Source organism: Streptomyces sp. NPDC088707, from assembly GCF_044752725.1.
Lineage (GTDB): Bacteria > Actinomycetota > Actinomycetes > Streptomycetales > Streptomycetaceae > Streptomyces.
The window spans coordinates 524343-539582 of the sequence record NZ_JBIVLV010000001.1 but is presented as its reverse complement, the minus strand read 5'-3'; the positions used below and the strand labels follow the sequence as shown (position 1 = coordinate 539582).

The 15240-nt window shown below is 74.2% G+C and carries 13 protein-coding genes; 4 read left to right on the top strand and 9 right to left on the bottom strand.

Annotated elements, in window-relative coordinates; translation table 11 throughout:
• The first annotated feature begins 49 nt into the window (after positions 1-49).
• Both ACIP84_RS02525 and ACIP84_RS02520 read left to right on the top strand, forming a co-directional pair.
• Complete coding sequence (locus ACIP84_RS02525; protein WP_401793574.1) at positions 50-535, top strand: SRPBCC family protein; 486 nt, start codon at positions 50-52, stop codon at positions 533-535.
• Between the two features lie 158 nt (positions 536-693).
• On the top strand, positions 694-2052 hold the full coding sequence (locus ACIP84_RS02520) for an Ig-like domain-containing protein (protein ID WP_401793571.1): 1359 nt from the start codon (positions 694-696) through the stop codon (positions 2050-2052).
• Between the two features lie 46 nt (positions 2053-2098).
• Here the strand turns inward: ACIP84_RS02520 and ACIP84_RS02515 are convergent, their stop codons facing one another.
• Positions 2099-3712 (bottom strand): PHB depolymerase family esterase, encoded by a 1614-nt coding sequence (locus ACIP84_RS02515; RefSeq protein ID WP_401793568.1) that lies wholly within the window; start codon positions 3710-3712, stop codon positions 2099-2101.
• Between the two features lie 169 nt (positions 3713-3881).
• On the opposite strand from ACIP84_RS02515, the gene ACIP84_RS02510 reads away from it, so the two are divergent.
• A complete protein-coding gene (locus ACIP84_RS02510; RefSeq protein WP_401793565.1) occupies positions 3882-4400 on the top strand; it encodes a tetratricopeptide repeat protein in 519 nt (172 codons plus the stop codon).
• A 75-nt stretch (positions 4401-4475) separates the two neighbouring features.
• On the opposite strand, the gene ACIP84_RS02505 is transcribed toward ACIP84_RS02510, so the two are convergent.
• Together ACIP84_RS02505 and ACIP84_RS02500 are read right to left on the bottom strand one after the other, a co-directional pair.
• Positions 4476-4793 (bottom strand): cupin, encoded by a 318-nt coding sequence (locus ACIP84_RS02505; protein ID WP_355964749.1) that lies wholly within the window; start codon positions 4791-4793, stop codon positions 4476-4478.
• Entirely contained in the window at positions 4790-6043 is a 1254-nt protein-coding gene (locus ACIP84_RS02500) for an MFS transporter (RefSeq protein ID WP_401793562.1), read from the bottom strand. Before ACIP84_RS02500 ends, ACIP84_RS02505 begins: the two co-directional genes overlap by 4 nt.
• A 131-nt stretch (positions 6044-6174) precedes the next feature.
• Here ACIP84_RS02500 and ACIP84_RS02495 point away from each other — a divergent pair, with 131 nt between their 5' ends.
• Positions 6175-7065, top strand: a complete 891-nt coding sequence (locus tag ACIP84_RS02495; RefSeq protein ID WP_401793559.1) for a LysR substrate-binding domain-containing protein — start codon at positions 6175-6177, stop codon at positions 7063-7065.
• Between the two features lie 10 nt (positions 7066-7075).
• On the opposite strand, the gene ACIP84_RS02490 is transcribed toward ACIP84_RS02495, so the two are convergent.
• The 6 genes from ACIP84_RS02490 to ACIP84_RS02465 all read right to left on the bottom strand — a co-directional run bounded on the left by ACIP84_RS02490 (position 7076) and on the right by ACIP84_RS02465 (position 15170).
• Complete coding sequence (locus ACIP84_RS02490; protein ID WP_355964746.1) at positions 7076-8416, bottom strand: amidohydrolase; 1341 nt, start codon at positions 8414-8416, stop codon at positions 7076-7078.
• A gap of 108 nt (positions 8417-8524) precedes the next feature.
• Entirely contained in the window at positions 8525-9793 is a 1269-nt protein-coding gene (locus ACIP84_RS02485; RefSeq protein WP_401795608.1) for a VWA-like domain-containing protein, read from the bottom strand.
• A 113-nt stretch (positions 9794-9906) separates the two neighbouring features.
• Positions 9907-11148 carry an AAA family ATPase gene (locus ACIP84_RS02480; RefSeq protein ID WP_401793556.1) on the bottom strand — a complete coding sequence of 414 codons (1242 nt, stop codon included), beginning with the start codon at positions 11146-11148 and terminating at the stop codon, positions 9907-9909.
• Positions 11149-11259: 111 nt separating this feature from the next.
• Positions 11260-12675, bottom strand: a complete 1416-nt coding sequence (locus ACIP84_RS02475; protein WP_401793553.1) for a hypothetical protein — start codon at positions 12673-12675, stop codon at positions 11260-11262.
• Positions 12676-12913: 238 nt separating this feature from the next.
• The gene (locus ACIP84_RS02470; protein WP_401793550.1) at positions 12914-14569 is read right to left on the bottom strand and encodes an acyl-CoA dehydrogenase family protein; all 1656 of its coding nucleotides are present in this window, start codon (positions 14567-14569) and stop codon (positions 12914-12916) included.
• Complete coding sequence (locus ACIP84_RS02465; protein WP_073905520.1) at positions 14553-15170, bottom strand: TetR/AcrR family transcriptional regulator; 618 nt, start codon at positions 15168-15170, stop codon at positions 14553-14555. The genes ACIP84_RS02470 and ACIP84_RS02465 overlap by 17 nt, the downstream gene beginning before the upstream one ends.
• Positions 15171-15240: the final 70 nt, after the last annotated feature.

The window sequence follows — 15240 nt, the reverse complement described above, 5'->3', positions numbered from 1 at the left end:
CGCCTGCCTAGGCTGGAGGGAGGGGACGGCAGATCCGAGGGGCAGCGCGATGGACAGCCACACGTTTGTCTATACCACCTATATCCGGACCACCCCTGACGAGCTCTGGAAGGCTCTCACGGACCCGGCGCTCACCCGCCGGTACTGGGGTGTGGCCTTCGAGAGCGAGTGGACCCCCGGCGCCCCGATGGTCTGGGACGAGGCCGGCCGCCGGACCGTCGACCCCGATCAGGTCGTCCTGGAGGCCGAGCCCGGCCGCCTCCTGTCCTACACCTGGCACACCTTCACGCCCGCGTGGGCGGAGGCCGTACGGCTCAGCCGGGACGTGTACGAGCGGCTCGCCCGGGAGCCCCGGTCCAAGGCGACCTTTCGGATCGAGCCCTCCGGCGACATGGTCAAGCTCACGGTCACCCACGGCGACCTGGACCCCGACGGGCTGATGAAGGGGATGGTCGGGGAGGGCTGGCCCGCGCTGATCTCCAGCCTCAAGTCCCTTCTGGAGACCGGCGAGGAGCTCCCGGAGCCACCCCGCTGAGCCGGTCGGCGTCAGCCCGCTCGCCCATTCGAGTCGTCTCGGCCGACACTCCGGCGCCACGCCCAGTCCCCTGATCATCCGTTCGTCCTTTCGTCCGATTTGATGCTGCGGTCGGCACCGTCCGCCGACGTCCTGGTCGTCGTCGGAAAGGGGAGGGTGTGTCGGACGCGTCGTCACGCAGACATGTACGGGGGTGGGGAGCGCTCTCCCTGGCCGTCGGAGCCGTTCTCGTCAGTACGGCGGCGCAGTCGCCGACCGATCACGACAGGCGTCCCTTCGCGGTCCCGGAACCCACCGCCCTCGTCTCGGTGGACGGCTGCTCCGCCGGCGGCGGTCTCTGCACCGCGCCCCGCCACACCGTCGAGCTCCGGGGCGGACGGGTTCTGACAGGGGAGGCGGTCACCCTCGGGAACCAGGTCTCCGGGCCCGTGGAACTCGCACTGCGCACCCCCGGCGTGCTCGCCGACGTCACCGTCACCGATCAGCGCGGCCGCCGCGTCGCAGGGGCGCCGAGCCCCGACGGCACCCGCTGGACCAGCGCCGCGCCGCTCCCCGCGGGCGTCCGGTACGCGGCCCGTCTCGTCGTCGAGCGGCCGCGCGCCCATGGACCCGACCGCCGCCTCGCCCGCCTGGACTTCCGTACGGTGGCAGCCCCCGTCGGGGAACGGCTCACCGTCGCCTTCGGCCCCGACGACGGCGGTACGTACGGCGTGGGCCAGCCGGTCACCGCCGAACTCAGCCACCCCGTACCGGCGGACGAATCCCAGGCCCGCCGCGTCGTCGAACGCGCCCTCCTCGTGCGGACCGAACCCCATGTCGAGGGGGCCTGGTACTGGGTCGACTCCGACTCCCTCCACTACCGGCCCCGCGCGTACTGGCCCGCCCGCACCACGGTCCGGGTGCGCAGCGGCCTCGACGGGACCAGGGTCATGGGCGGCCTGTACGGCGGCCGCTCACGACCCGTCACCTTCACCACCGGGGCCCGGATCGAAGCCGTCACCGATGTCGCCGCGCTCACGACGACCGTGTTCCGCGACGACGCGCCGATCCGCACCTTCCCGGTCACCACCGGCAAGGCCGGTTACCGGACGCGAGGCGGCAGCAAGGTCGTGCTCGGCAAGGAGCCGCTCGTCCGGATGCGCGGCGAATCCATCGGCATCACCCGCGGCAGCAGCGACTACTTCGACCTGAAGGTCCGCTGGGCCACCCGGGTGACCTGGAGCGGCGAGTACCTGCACGCCGCGCCCTGGTCGCTCGACGCGCAGGGCAGCGAGAACGTGAGCCACGGCTGCACCGGCATGAGCACCGAGGACGCCGCCTGGCTGTTCTCCACCGTGCGCGAGGGCGATCTCGTCCGCGTGGTCAACGGGTACGGCGAGCTCATGACCCCCTTCGACAACGGCTTCGGCGACTGGAACCTCAGCTGGCCCGAGTGGCGCCGGGGCAGCGCCTTCGCCTCCGGCGCCGCGGCCCCCCGTTCCGGAAGCGCCGGGTCCGCCCTCCGCCCGGCACTGTGACCCGACCCGACCCGACGCCCGGCCTCCGTGTCCCCCACCGGGCGTCCTACCGGTATGCGACCGTCAGCGTCACCGGCGTCGCCTGGTTCACGAAGAGGTACGCGGTCCCGGTCGGCGCGGACGAGAATCCGAGCCGGAACTGCGTGACCCCACCCCGGTTCAGCGCCGCGAGCGCCTCCGCCGACAGGTCCGTCGACACCGTGCTCCCCGAGGTGAACGCGTCGACGCGGGCCGCATCCGCCACCGTGGCCGCCGCCGACCAGTCCGCAGGCTCGACCGCGCAGCCGCCGAAGCACCCCGTACGCAGGTCCGCCTGCAACCGGTTGCCGGCGGGCGACGCCCACGGATCACCGGAGCCGCTCGACCTGGTGAGGGTCAGCCAGGCCCGGGTGACCTCCTTGCCTGCCGGGATCCGTGAGGTGTCGAAGGAGACCACCGACCGGTTCACCTTGCCGTCCGTACCCCGCCCCAGCGCGAACCCGTACACGTCCTCCAGGGTGCCGACCGCCGGGCCCGAACCGTCCGCCGCCGCCTTCACGTAGCCGTCCTCGGCGTCCGTGCTCGACAGGACCGTCCGGTCGCCCGTGGGCGGGGGAGTGCCGGTGCCGCGCAGCGCCCGCACCATGCCCATGATCGCCTCGATCTGCTTCCCGCCATGCCGTGCGTAGGCCGTGTCACCGAGGTAGCCCCACCAGTTCCAGCAGCCGTTCGGGTTCTCCAGGGTCGCGGTCGGTGCCGCCTGCGGGTACAGCACGATCATGTCGTTGGTGTCGGCGTACTCGTTGAGATACGCGTTCTCGACGAACCGGGTCCCGAAGCCCTGGTACGCGTACCCCTGCTTGCAGCCGTGCAGCGCCACGAGCAGCTTGCAGCGGGCCCCCTGCGCACACGGGGCCGGGACGTACGCGAAGCCCTCCGTGCCCATCGACAGGGCCGCCGCCGAGCCGCCCGGAGCGTACGCGTTCTGGTCGAAGCGGATCAGCGAGCCGCCGGTGCCGGAACCGGGCGCCGCGACCGAGCCGAAGAGATGCCCGAGCAGCGCCCTCTCCGCGTCGATCCCGCAGTTGTTGAGGAACGGAGTCTGCGTCACGGTGCAGGAGTTGGGGCCGAGCGGAGTGATCCAGGCGTGCCCCGCGGCCGTCGAGCGGTCGTACTGGACCCGGGCGCCGAAACGGCCGTAGTAGTCGGCGAGCGCGTCCGCCACCGGCCGCTTCACCGTGGTGTCGCCCGAGCCGCTGAACACGTACACCGGGTCACCGGCCAGATTCGCCACCGGGTCGACCTGACCCTGCGCCGACCGGTCGCGCGTGGCCTGTTCCAGGGCGGCGAGCTGAAGGTTCTGCGTGGTGTCCATACAGGCGTTGAGCGCCGTGGCGAGCTGGCCGCGCGCGCAGTCGTACGGCCCCGACGCGAACGCCGCGGAGCCCTCGAACGTACCCGAGTACGCGACGTGCAGCTGGGTGGCCATGTATCCGCCGGACGACACCCCGGCGCTGAACACGGAGCCGATGTCGTAGCCCTGGAGCGTGCCGGGCACGGGCGGTGGAGCGGCGGCCCCGGCGGGGGACGCGGTGGGGAGGAGCAGGGCCGCGGCGACGGACAGCAGCAGCGCCGCGAAGCGGCGTGGCCCGCGGCGGCGGGTGGGACGGGGTGAACGCATGGGATCTCCCGGGCGGCTCGTTCCTGACGGGGGGTCGGCCGGGAGGCTATGGGCGATCCGGAGCCCTCCTCCATGGGCGAGGACGACACAATCCGGCCACTCCGGTATGGCGGCCCGTCACCTGGCAGCCGCCGTGCGGCCGCCCGACGCCGGCTGCGAGGATGCGGTCATGGAACATCACGAGGACAGGGACGGCCGGCTGGCCGAGGCGGTCGCACTGCGAGGACAGGGCCGGCGGGAAGAGGCCCGCGAGCGGCTCGTCGCCCTCGCCGCGCGGCACCCGGAGGACGCGGAGATCGCCTACCAGACGGCCTGGGCGCACGACGTCCTCGGTCTGGAGAAGGAGGCCGTGCCGTACTACGAGCGCTCCCTCGCGGGAGGCGGCGCCGCGGGCCCCGGGCTCAGCCCCGAGGACCGGCGCGGGGCGCTCCTCGGCCTCGGCAGCACCTACCGCGTCCTGGGCCGCTACGACGATTCCGTCGCCCTCCTGGCCAGCGCCGTCGAGGAGTTCCCGGAGGACGGCTCCCTACGGACGTTCCTCGCCATGGCCCTCTACAACACCGGCAGGCACCACGAGTCGACCCGGCTGCTGCTCCGCCTGCTCGCCGCCACCAGCGAGGATCCTTCCGTACGGGCCTATCGTCCGGCCATCGAGCACTACGCGGAGGACCTCGACGCGATCGAGTGAGGTCAGGACGGTGCCGTGTGCGGGCGACCGTTCACGGCGTCGGCGGTTCACCGGGGTGGTGCGGTGCGGCGCCCGTCAGTCGTTCACCGCTGTCAGCAGCACCACCGCGTCGTCCACGGCGGTGATCCCGTGCCGTTCCCTCAGCATCCGCAGCGTGCCCGTCGACAGCTCCTCCGCCCGGCCCGCCATCGTCAGGTTCACCCGGCCCCGCAGCACCTGGAGGCTCGCCGCCGGCGGCGCGTTGTGCTCGTCCAGGGTGGTGCCCGCCGTCAGGGCGATGACGGACTGCCGGAGCACCCCGTCGTGCATGATCAGATGGGCGCTGCGCCCGTGCGGCGCGGTGCGGGCCGCGGCCATGTGCTCGTCGGCCAGGGCGATGAGGTCCAGCTTCATGACTCTCCCTGCGGGATGCGCGGGCGGATACCCCCAGCCTCTCGTGTGACGTCCGGGACGCAACTCGGGACCGACTGTCCGGAACGCGCCACCACGATCCCTCCGGCGGCGACGCACACCCCGGCGGCGAGCAGTGCCGCGGACCAGCCGTGCTCCGCGTACAGCCAGGACCCGGCGAGGGAGCCGAGCGCCCCGCCGCCGAAGGTGGCCAGCATGAAGACCGTGTTGACCCGCGCGGCCGTCTCCCGGCCGATCCCGAAGATCCTCGCCTGGTTGGCCACCTGACCGAAGCCGACCCCCGCCACCAGCAGGTTCGCTCCGACGGCCAGTCCCATGGGGGAGTACGGGAGCAGTCCGGCCACACCGAGCCCGAGCCCCGCGAGCCCCAGCCCTCCGACGCTCACCGGACCTGCCCCGCACCGGTCGGTGAGCGGCCCCGCCGTGGCCGAGAGCAGCGCGGCGGGCAGCGTCAGCACCCCGAAGAGCCCCGCCGCACCCGGGCCGTACCCCAGCGGCGGCGACGCCAGGTGGAAGGCGAGCACTGCCCAGAAGACGCTGAACGCGGCGAAGACACAGGCCCCGAGCAGCGCCGAGACCCGCAGCGCGCGATGGGACGCCAGGAGCCCGGGCAGCCCGGCGAGGAGCCCGGCGTACGAGGCGCGGCCGCGCGCACCCAGCCGCTCGGGCAGCCTGCGCGGCAGGACGCACAGCAGGGCAGCCGTCGCCACCGCGGCCACGAGGTAGGCCGTCCGCCAGCTGCCGCTCGCGTCCGTGACGGCACCCGAGACCGTACGCGACAGGGTCGAGCCCAGCGTGAGCCCGAGACCCACGAGCCCGACGGTCCGGCCCTGCCGCCCGGGGCCCGCGAGCACGGCCGCCACCGGGGTGAGGATCTGCGGGAGCACCGTGGTCGTGGACAGCGCGAGCGTCGCGAGCGCCAGGGTGACCACGCCGGGCGCCGCCGCCGCGACGAGCAGCGCCGCGGTGGTGAGGGCGAGCAGCACCGAGGTCAGGCGCCGGAGCCGCGCGGTGTCGGCCAGGGGGACGAGCAGCAGGATGCCGAGCGCGTACCCGATCTGCGCGGCCGAGGCGACGAGTCCCGCCGTCCGCTCCGTCACGTCGAGGCCCCGGGCGACAGCGGCGAGGAGCGGCTGCGGGAAGTAGATGTTGGCGACGGTGACGGCGCCGGCGACGGCGAAGAGCGGCACGTTCACCTTCACCGGCTGCTCGGCGGTGGCGCGAGGGTCCACGGACTCTCTTCCGTACGGGGGAGGGGGACGCCCCCAGGCTCCCCGCCGCCGCCCGGGCGGAACAAGCTGTCATCATGAAACCGGCGTTGAGCCACACTCAACGATCAGGTGATGGAGGAGGCGGGGGCCCGGTGCTCGAACGGTACGAACTGGAAACGTTCCTCACGCTCGCCGAGGAGCTCCACTTCGGCCGCACCGGCGAGCGTCTCGGCGTCTCCACCGGCCGCGTCAGCCAGACCGTGAAGAAACTGGAGCGCCGCGTCGGCACCCCGCTCTTCGCCCGCACCAGTCGCAGCGTCGCTCTCACCCCGGTCGGTCTGCGTCTGTACGAGGACCTCGTGCCCGCCCACCGGCAGCTTCGCGCGGCCCTGGACCGCGCCACCGAAGCCGGGCGCGGCGTCCACGGCAGACTGCGGGCCGGCTTCGGCACCCCGTGGGACGCCGAACTGCTCACGGCTGCCGCCGACGCCCTCCTCGGCCGCCATCCCGGCTGTGAGATCACCGTCCGCGAGGTCCCCCTCGACGGAGGGGTCCGGCCTCTCCAGGACGGCGAGCTCGACATCCAGCTCGCCGCCTTCCCCGTGCGCGAGCCGGAACTGACCACCGGTCCTGTCGCCGTCCGCGACGACCGGGTCCTGCTGGTGCCCGCGGCCCACCCGCTCGCCGGACGCCCGTCCCTCGGCCTGGAGGACCTCGCCGAGCTGCCGCTGATCACCACCGGCGGTGCCCACCCGCGGCACTGGCTCGACCACCACTACCCCCGGCACACCCCGTCAGGGGCGGCCGTCCCGCGGGGCCCGGTCGCGACCACCTGGCAGGAGGTCCTCTCCCATGTGACGGCGGGCCGGGGCGCCACGCCGGGCGCGGCCCGGGGCGCCCGCTACCACCCACGACCCGGCATCGCCTACGTCCCCCTGCGGGACGCCCCGCCCCTCGAGTACGGCCTGGTCTGGCCCACCGCGGCCGACTCCGCCCTGATCAGGGCGTTCGTTGCGGCGGTCGGCACCGTACGGGAGGCCTGACCCCGACCGTTCAGTCCCCGTCGCGGGGGACGAGCGCGCCCGTCAGATGGTCGTACGCCACGTGCGCGTGCAGCCGGACGGCGGTGACCAGGGTGCCGTCGTCCGCGTAGAAGTGGGGGTTGTGGTTGGTCACCAGGCCGCGACCGCCGGGCACCGGCACCGGCCGCCCGGACGCGTCCAGGGTGGCGTCCTGGACGCCGAGCATCACGTACAGGCCGCCGAAGCGGCTCACGAACTCGCTGACGTCGTCGTACCCGAGCGTCCCGCCCGTCTCCACCACACGCTCCTCGCCCACCACACGGCGGAAGGTCGGGAGGCCTGCCTCCACCCACGGCCCGCTGTTGTGCACGGGCGGCACGTACTGCAGGTACTCCACCGTGGCCGTCGCCCCGAACGCCGCCGCCGAGTGCTCCGCGAGCACCGTGAGGCGCTGCTCGACCCGGGCCATGTCGGACTCCACCGCACACCGGACCGTGCCCCACAGCGTCACCGTCTGCCCGACGATGTTGAAGCGGCCGACGTCCTCGACGTGCCCGATGGACACCGTGACCGGATCGAACGCCGACACCTGCCGGTACAACTGGCCGATGCCGGTCAGGACCGCCCCCACCGCAGGCATCGGATCGACGCCGTCCCAGGGCGTGGAACCGTGGGTCTGCTTCCCGGTGACGACGATGCGGACGAGGACCGAGGCCCCGTACTGGTTGCCGGTCCGGTAGCCCACGTACCCCTTCGGATGCGGAGTCACATGCAGTCCGAACGCCATCGTCGGCACCGGGTCGGCGAACGCGCCCGCCTCGACCATCGCCCGCGCCCCGCCCTCCTCGGTGACCGGCGGGCCCTCCTCGGCGGGCTGGAAGACGAAGAGCACGGTTCCCGGCAGCCGGTCGCGCACCCCCGCCAGCACCGTCGCCGCGCCGAGCAGCGCCGCCGTGTGGCAGTCGTGCCCACAGGCGTGCGAGACGGGGAAGGGGCCGCCCGGGTAGTCGGCGTCGACCACCTCGGAGGCGAAGTCCACCCCGCACAGGTCCCGGACCGGCAGCGCGTCCATGTCCGCCCGCAGCGCCACGACCCGCTCGCCCGCGGCCCCGCCGCGCAGAACGCCCACGACCCCGTGCCCGGCGATGCCGGTACGGACCTCGTCGAGGCCGAGGGAACGCAGGTGGTCCGCCACCAGGCGGGCCGTGTTCACCTCACGGTTGGACAGCTCCGGACAGCGGTGCAGGTGATGCCGCCAGGCCACCACCCGATCCGCCACCTCGGCCGCCCGCTCGTCCAGTTCGTCATGGATCGCCTCGCCGCCCAACGTGACTCCCTGTCGTTCCGGCCGATGCCCGTCGGCCGTGGTCATGGGGTACGTGCTCCACCAGGCTGCCATCCCGGGCGGAAGCCGGCACCGCCCCCGCGCGTACCCGCCGCACCCGACCGAATCGTCGCGGCGATCGCCGAGAGACGACGGCTAACCGATCGTCACCACGCGCGCCCAGTCGGGCGGGGTGTCCGGCTCGTAGTCGGGATCGCTCTCGATCCACGAACGGCCGCGCGACCCGTCACGGGGGAACAGCCCCACCACCGTCCGGCACGGCGGACGCTCGGACGGCCAGGGCGTCTGGCCGTCCGTCAGGACCACGATGACGTCCGGCCTCGGCACCGTCCGCAGCGCCCTGGGGAAGCCCGTACGGAGATCCGTACCGCCGCCGCCCACCAGCGGGATTCCCTCGGCACGGCACAACGGATGCACGGTGCGGGCCGCCGCGTCGCACGACATCACGGTCACCAGGTCGCGACGCCCGCCCACGGCCCGGGAGATCGCGGCCACCTCCAGGAGCGCGCCGCCCAGTTCCGCGTCGCTCACCGAGCCGGACGTGTCCACGATCACCGACACCCGGGGCGGTCTGCGCCGAAGACTCGGCAGCACGGCACCCGGCAGCCCCGCCGAGCGGCGCGACGGCCGGCCGTACGAGTAGTCCTCACCCGCGCCGGAGGCGGAGGCCGCCGAGCGGACCGCCGCCCCCAACAGGTCCCGCCACGGCTGCGGCGGGTGGAAGACCTCCTCGGCCCACCGCTTCCACCCCCTCGGCGCGCTCCCCGGGCGGCCCTTGACCGCCTGCGCCACGCGGAACCGGACGGCGTCCTGCTGCTGCCCGCTGAGGCCGTCCGCGCCGTCGGGCCCCAGCTCCCACTCCCGTTCCAGACCGTCGGCACCGCTGCCGCAGTCCAGCCAGGCCAGGTGCTGCATGCCGGATCCGAGGCCGATCCGGCGCAGGTAGTCCTCCATCAACTCGCCGGAGGTGAGCCCGAGGGAGTCCGGAGTGACCGCGCCCTCGGGCAGGACGAGGCCGTCCCCGAACACGTCGTCGTTGATCTCGCAGTCCGCCGCGATGTTCATCAGCAGCCTGGCACCCGGGCCGGTCAGACCGCGCTCCCGGGCGACCCGGTCACCCCGCCCGTGGTGGTCGCGCAGGAGGTGCGACACCTCGTGGACCCACACACCGGCGAGCTCCTCGACCGGTGTCCTGTTCACGAAGACCGGCGAGACGTAGCAGCGCCAGTGCCGGTCGACCGCCATCGTCGGCACCCGCCGGGACTCGACGACGTGCAGGGCGAACAACGCGGTCGCCAGATAGGGCCGGGCCCGGACGGCGTACAGCCGGGCGGCGAAGAGCTTGTCGAGGTCGAGGGCGTTCCCCGCACCGGACCCGGCGCCGGCACCCGGCTCCGCGCCCATGTCCGCCCCCGCCCCGGCACCCGGCCCGGTGATGTCCGCCCCCGCGCCGGCACCCGCACCCGTCTCCATGCCTGCATCCGTGCCCGCCCCCATGTCCGCGTCCGTGGCCGTGCTCATCGTGCGCCGCCCGCGGCGGGGGCCGTGCCGCTCGCGACCAGGGTCGCCGCCTCGTCCGCACGCCGGGACAGCGAGACCGCCCCCGCGAGCCGTTCGATGGTGGGTGGCACGTCCCACTCCGTACGGCGGAGCGCGGCGAGCGTGGTCGCGGGTACGACGACCAGATCAGGCGCACCGGTCTCCGCCGCCCTGGCGAGCAGGGCCCAGGCGGCGTCCCAGCGGGCCTTCTCGGGGCGCGCCCCGACCGCCGCCACGACACCGTCGAGCGCGGCCTGGCGCAGATCACCCCGTTCCGGCAGCTCCGCGCCGGACGGGTCGGCGAGCAGCGTCTCGGGGTCCGGGAGGTCCATCCGGTCCAGACTCGCGAGGAGTTCGAGCCCAGGGCCGTCCCCGACGGTGCCCCTGACCAGGAGCGAGATCACCTCGCGGGAGGATCCGGCGGCGGTGGCGAAGGCGATGAGGCGCAGGCTCATCTCCCAGCTGCGGGGCGAAGGCCAGGCGCCACCCCGCCGGGTCTCCCCGCCGGGGAGCCGGTGCACGAGTGCGGGGCGGGTGGCGAGGAGGCCGCACACGGCGCGCCGGGCGTGGTCCACGGCGTGCGGCAGACGCTCCGGGTCGAGCCGGGGCAGGGTCGCCCGCGGCCAGGTGCCGCCGAGGCCGCGGACGACGACCTCGTGGTCGTGGGTCCAATGGAGGTGCACGAAACGGTTGGCCAGCGGCGGACTCAGCTCCCAGCCGTCGGCGGCCGAGGCCCGCGGGTTGGCGGCGGCCACGATGCGCACCCCGGACGGCAGCCGCAGGGCGCCGACCCGCCGTTCCAGGACAAGACGGAGCAGGGCCGCCTGCACCGCCGGCGGGGCGGTGGACAGTTCGTCGAGGAACAGCAGCCCGCGGCCGGCCTTCACGAGCCGTACCGCCCAGTCCGGCGGAGCCATCGGGACGCCCTGCTCGGCGGGATCGTCGCCGATCACGGGGAGCCCCGAGAAGTCGGACGGCTCGTGCACGCTGGCGATCACCGTCGTCAGCGGGAGGTCCAGGGACTCGGCGAGCTGGGTCAGCGCGGCCGTCTTGCCGATCCCCGGCTCACCCCAGAGGAGTACGGGGAGATCGGCGGCGACCGCGAGGGTCAGCGCCTCCAGCTGATCGTCGGGGCGCGGCTCGGTCGTGGAGTCGCGCAGCAGGGCGAGGAGTTCGTCGGCGATGTCGAGCTGGGCGGAGGAAGGGGTGCTCAAGGACATGGGTGATCACCTGTGGGTTCGTCGTCAGTGGGCCGTAACCGGCGTGACCGTCGGTAACGGCTTGATGAGGGGATGCCTGCGGTACCGGTGTGCGGGCCGGCGCCGCTTCGGTCAGCGGGTGTGGCGGTGGCGAGGGCGGGCGCGACGGCCCCCGGGGCGGTCCTTCCCGGGCAGCGCACGTCCCGGTCCCGGGCCGTAGAGGTCCGCCCGGTAGAGCCCGTACGCGATCCGCCGCCTGGCGGCCGACTCCAGGGCGTCCCGCAGCGCACCGTTGCGCAGGGCGGCGCCGGGGCCGAGCAGGCCCTCGACGACGGCCAGCGCGCCGGCGGTGTCGCCGTGGTCCAGGCGCTCGCGGACACCCGTGAGGCAGTCAGGACGGCGGTGGGCGTCGTCGATGGCCTGGAGGCAGGGGAGGGGAGGCCCGCCCAACGCGACCAGGAGCTCCTCCCGCCGGATCTCGGCGGCGCTGTGGTCGAGCGGGGCGAGGACGCCGTCGGACAGGCCGATCCGGTGCCGGAGTCCCCGGCAGTCCACCAGGCGTGGCTGCCCGGGCGGATCCGCGACCGCGGCGGGCACGGCGGGCCGGTGGTCGGGTACCAGTGCCGAGGCGACCAGCGGATGCAGTCGACCGGCCTCGATCAGACCGGCGCGCAGCAGTTCCAGATCGGGCGGCACCCAGGTCGCGGCGTCGGGGAGCACGGGCAGCGCCCGTAGGTCCGACGGTGGCATCGCGGGGGCGGCCGATGCCGGCCCGCCGCCCGCCGGCACGTCGAGAACCAGCTGTCGGCGGCCCTCGAGCCGTACACGGACGCGCCCGGAGTCATGTCCTTCGGCCCTGAGCAGGATGCCGGCCTCCGCCACCCAGCGGTCGACGGCGCGGCCGGGTGCCTCGTCGTTCGGCGACGGCGGGTCGGCGCACGGCTCCGACGGCGGGTCGGCGCACGGACCCGCGTCGGCCCCGGAACGGACCCGCAGTTCGCCGCTGTGCCGCGCGTCCCAGAGGTGGCGGTGGAGGTCCAGGCGGTACCGCCGACTCGGGCGTGGATGCGGATGGCGGCGCTCACCGTCCGCGGAACGGGATCCGTCCCACAGCGCGAGGCTCATCCGCTGCCCGGCGTCCGCCCACGCGGGCGCGGTCCGCACCACGAGGTACACCGAGGGGGAGGCGGGGCCCACGCCGTCGTGCCCCGCCTCGTCCCCGGAGAGGGCGTAACGGGCCAGCGGGACGGTGAGTCCCGGGCGCAGGACTCCGTCGGGAGCGATCCGCGGCATGTGCCAGCGCAGCAGGTCGGGAGCGAGTGCCCGGAGGTCCGCCCTGACCAGGGCGGCGAGTTCCCGCCCGTACGCACGGGCGGCGGAGCGCAGGTCGAGATCGACGTCGACGCCCGCGGCGGCGCAGGCACCCGCCCAGTCACCGGCGGTGCGCCGGAGTCCGGCGGTCTCGATCATGGAGGGCGGCACGGCGAACTTGCGCACGCGCAGCCAGAGGGAAAGGCGGTGGTCGCCGTCCGCGGCAGGAGTGAGCATCAGCACTCACCTTGCGCGGACGGGACCCCCGATCTGATAGCAGAGGAGGTCGTCATCACGATGATCGTATCGAGGGCTGTGTGACGGGACCAGCGGTTTTTCTCCGAAGGGAGCCGGCACTGAGCCGCCCGCCGAGCGGCCCAGCGTGCGGCCGGTAGAGCGGCCCACCGTGCGGAGGCTTCGCCGGCCGGCCCGTGGGGAGGCCCGGGGCCGGCCGGCGGAGCACGTCCGGTGCCTCCTAGCCCGCGCTCACCGCGTCAGGACCGCTCCGCGCGATGATCGCCGCCGTGTCCACCCCCGCGGGCAGCGTGCCGAACGCGAGACCGCGGTCGCCGTCGAGCCGCGACGCGCAGAACGCGTCCGCCACCGCCGGACTCCCGTGCCGTACGAGCAGCGAGCCCTGCAGCACCAGGGCCAGGCGCTCGACGAGACGCCGCGCCCCGTACTCCGCGGCGTCCGGGTCGCCGAGCCCCACGAGGTCCTTGCGAAGGCCCGCGACGGCCGCGTCCAGACGCCGGTCGGCACCCGCGCCCAGATCGACCTCCGCGAAGAACGCCTCCACCGCCTGCGGCTGACGGGCCATCGCCCGCAGCACGTCCAGCGCTGCGACGTTCCCCGAGCCCTCCCAGATCGACGGCAGCGGTGACTCCCGGTAAAGCCGGGGGAGGCCCGAGTCCTCCACGTAGCCGTTGCCGCCCAGGCATTCGAGGGCCTCGGCCGCGTGGGCGGGCGCCCGCTTGCACACCCAGTACTTGGTGACCGCGAGCCCGAGCCGCCGCAACTGCTCCTCCTGCGCGTCGCCGCGCGCGGCCCGGTCGACCGCGCCGGCCAGGCGCAGCGCCGCGAGCGTGGCCGCCTCCGCCTCCACCGCGAGGTCGGCCAGTACGTTCTGCATCAGCGGCTGGTCGACGAGCCGCGCCCCGAACGCCTCGCGGTGCGTGGCGTGGTGCACCGCCTGGACGAGTCCGAGGCGCATCCCGGACGCCGAGCTGATGGCGCAGTCGAGCCGTGTCATGTTCACCATCCGGATGATGGTGGCCACCCCGCGCCCCTCCTCACCGACGAGCCGGCCCAGGGCACCCTCGTACTCGATCTCGGAGGAGGCGTTGGAGCGGTTGCCCAGCTTGTCCTTGAGTCGCTGGAGGTGGATCGCGTTGCGGCTGCCGTCCGGCAGGACACGCGGTACCAGGAAGCAGGAGATCCCGCCCGGCGCCTGCGCGAGCGTGAGGAAGACGTCGGACATCGGCGCCGAGGTGAACCACTTGTGGCCGGTCAACGCGTACAGGCCGGGCTCGTCCGTCGGCACGGCCCGGGTCGTGTTCGCCCGGACGTCCGAGCCGCCCTGCTTCTCGGTCATCGACATTCCGGCGATGATCCCGCGCTTCTCGGCCGGCACCCGGAGGCCGAAGTCGTACGACGAGGAGGCCAGCAGCGGCTCGTACACCTCGGCCAGCTCCGGCTGGGCGCGCAGCGCCGGCACCGCCGCGTACGTCATGGAGATCGGGCACAGGTGCCCCGCGTCGGCCTGCCCCCACACGAACACCTTCGCCGCGCGGGCGACGTGCGCGCCCGGCCGCTCGTCGCGCCAGGGCGCGCCGTGCAGCCCGTGCCGGACGGCCACGTCCATCAGGTCGTGCCAGTGCGGGTGGAACTCGACCTCGTCGATCCGGTGGCCGTGCCGGTCGTGGGTGTGGAGCACGGGGGAGTGGCGCTCGGCGAGCCGCCCCCATTCCTGGGCCTGTTGGCCGCCGGCCCGCGCGCCGAGCTCGCGGACCTCGGTCTCGGCCCAGCCCGCGCCCTCCCGGCGCAACGCCTCCAGGAGGGCGGGGTCGGCGGAGACGTCGTAGCCGGTCAGGGGCGGTACCTGGTTGGTGACCTCATGCGTGGTCGGCATCGGGGACTCCCAGTGCTCGCAGGGTGAAGGTGACGAGTGCGGGTACGGTGCCGGGCCCGACGGACCCTTCCGCCAGCGGGCCGATGAGCGCCTCCGCGCCCGCACCGACGAGCGCCGAGGCCGTCAGGACCGGGTCCTGGGGCGGCAGTTCGCCCGAGCGGACGCCCTCCTCGACGCGTGCGGCGAACACGTCCCGGAAGGCGCGCCGGAAGACCAGCCGCTCGGCGTCCACGGCCGGGTCGACCGGCTCGGCGAGCAGCGCGTAGGCGAGGCGCGGCGACTTGAGGGCACGCAGGGCGAAGGTCTCGATGACGGCGACCACCCGTTCGGCGGCGGAACGGTGCCCGGGGTGTCCGGCCGCCTCGGAGACGGCCGCGACCTCTCGGCTCACCACGGTCCGGAAGAGCTCCACGGAGAGCTCTGTCTTGCCGGGGAAGTGGCGGTACACGCTGCCCGTGGCGATTCCGGCGCGGGCGGCGACGGCCGCGACCGTGCATCCCGCGTATCCCTGCTCGGAGAGCAGGGCCCGGGCCGCGTCCACGACGGAGGCGCGCTGGGCGTCGAGTCGGGCCTGGACGGCGGGGGTGCGTCGGTAGGGCATGGAAGGAGTGAAGCAGTGATTCATTGCTTCATCAAGGGGCGCCACGCCACGACGACGCGCCGGGTGCGGG

What these genes read in the sequence shown, in the direction of transcription:
- ACIP84_RS02485 (WP_401795608.1), bottom strand. Translation starts at nt 9,793, where the DNA reads ATGGGCGCGGAGCCGGGTGCCGGCGCCGGGTCCGGTGCGGGGAACGCC.
- ACIP84_RS02505 (WP_355964749.1), bottom strand. Translation starts at nt 4,793, where the DNA reads ATGAAGCTGGACCTCATCGCCCTGGCCGACGAGCACATGGCCGCGGCC.
- ACIP84_RS02515 (WP_401793568.1), bottom strand. Translation starts at nt 3,712, where the DNA reads ATGCGTTCACCCCGTCCCACCCGCCGCCGCGGGCCACGCCGCTTCGCG.
- ACIP84_RS02480 (WP_401793556.1), bottom strand. Translation starts at nt 11,148, where the DNA reads ATGTCCTTGAGCACCCCTTCCTCCGCCCAGCTCGACATCGCCGACGAA.
- ACIP84_RS02510 (WP_401793565.1), top strand. Translation starts at nt 3,882, where the DNA reads ATGGAACATCACGAGGACAGGGACGGCCGGCTGGCCGAGGCGGTCGCA.
- ACIP84_RS02490 (WP_355964746.1), bottom strand. Translation starts at nt 8,416, where the DNA reads ATGACCACGGCCGACGGGCATCGGCCGGAACGACAGGGAGTCACGTTG.
- ACIP84_RS02465 (WP_073905520.1), bottom strand. Translation starts at nt 15,170, where the DNA reads ATGCCCTACCGACGCACCCCCGCCGTCCAGGCCCGACTCGACGCCCAG.
- ACIP84_RS02470 (WP_401793550.1), bottom strand. Translation starts at nt 14,569, where the DNA reads ATGCCGACCACGCATGAGGTCACCAACCAGGTACCGCCCCTGACCGGC.
- ACIP84_RS02475 (WP_401793553.1), bottom strand. Translation starts at nt 12,675, where the DNA reads ATGCTCACTCCTGCCGCGGACGGCGACCACCGCCTTTCCCTCTGGCTG.
- ACIP84_RS02525 (WP_401793574.1), top strand. Translation starts at nt 50, where the DNA reads ATGGACAGCCACACGTTTGTCTATACCACCTATATCCGGACCACCCCT.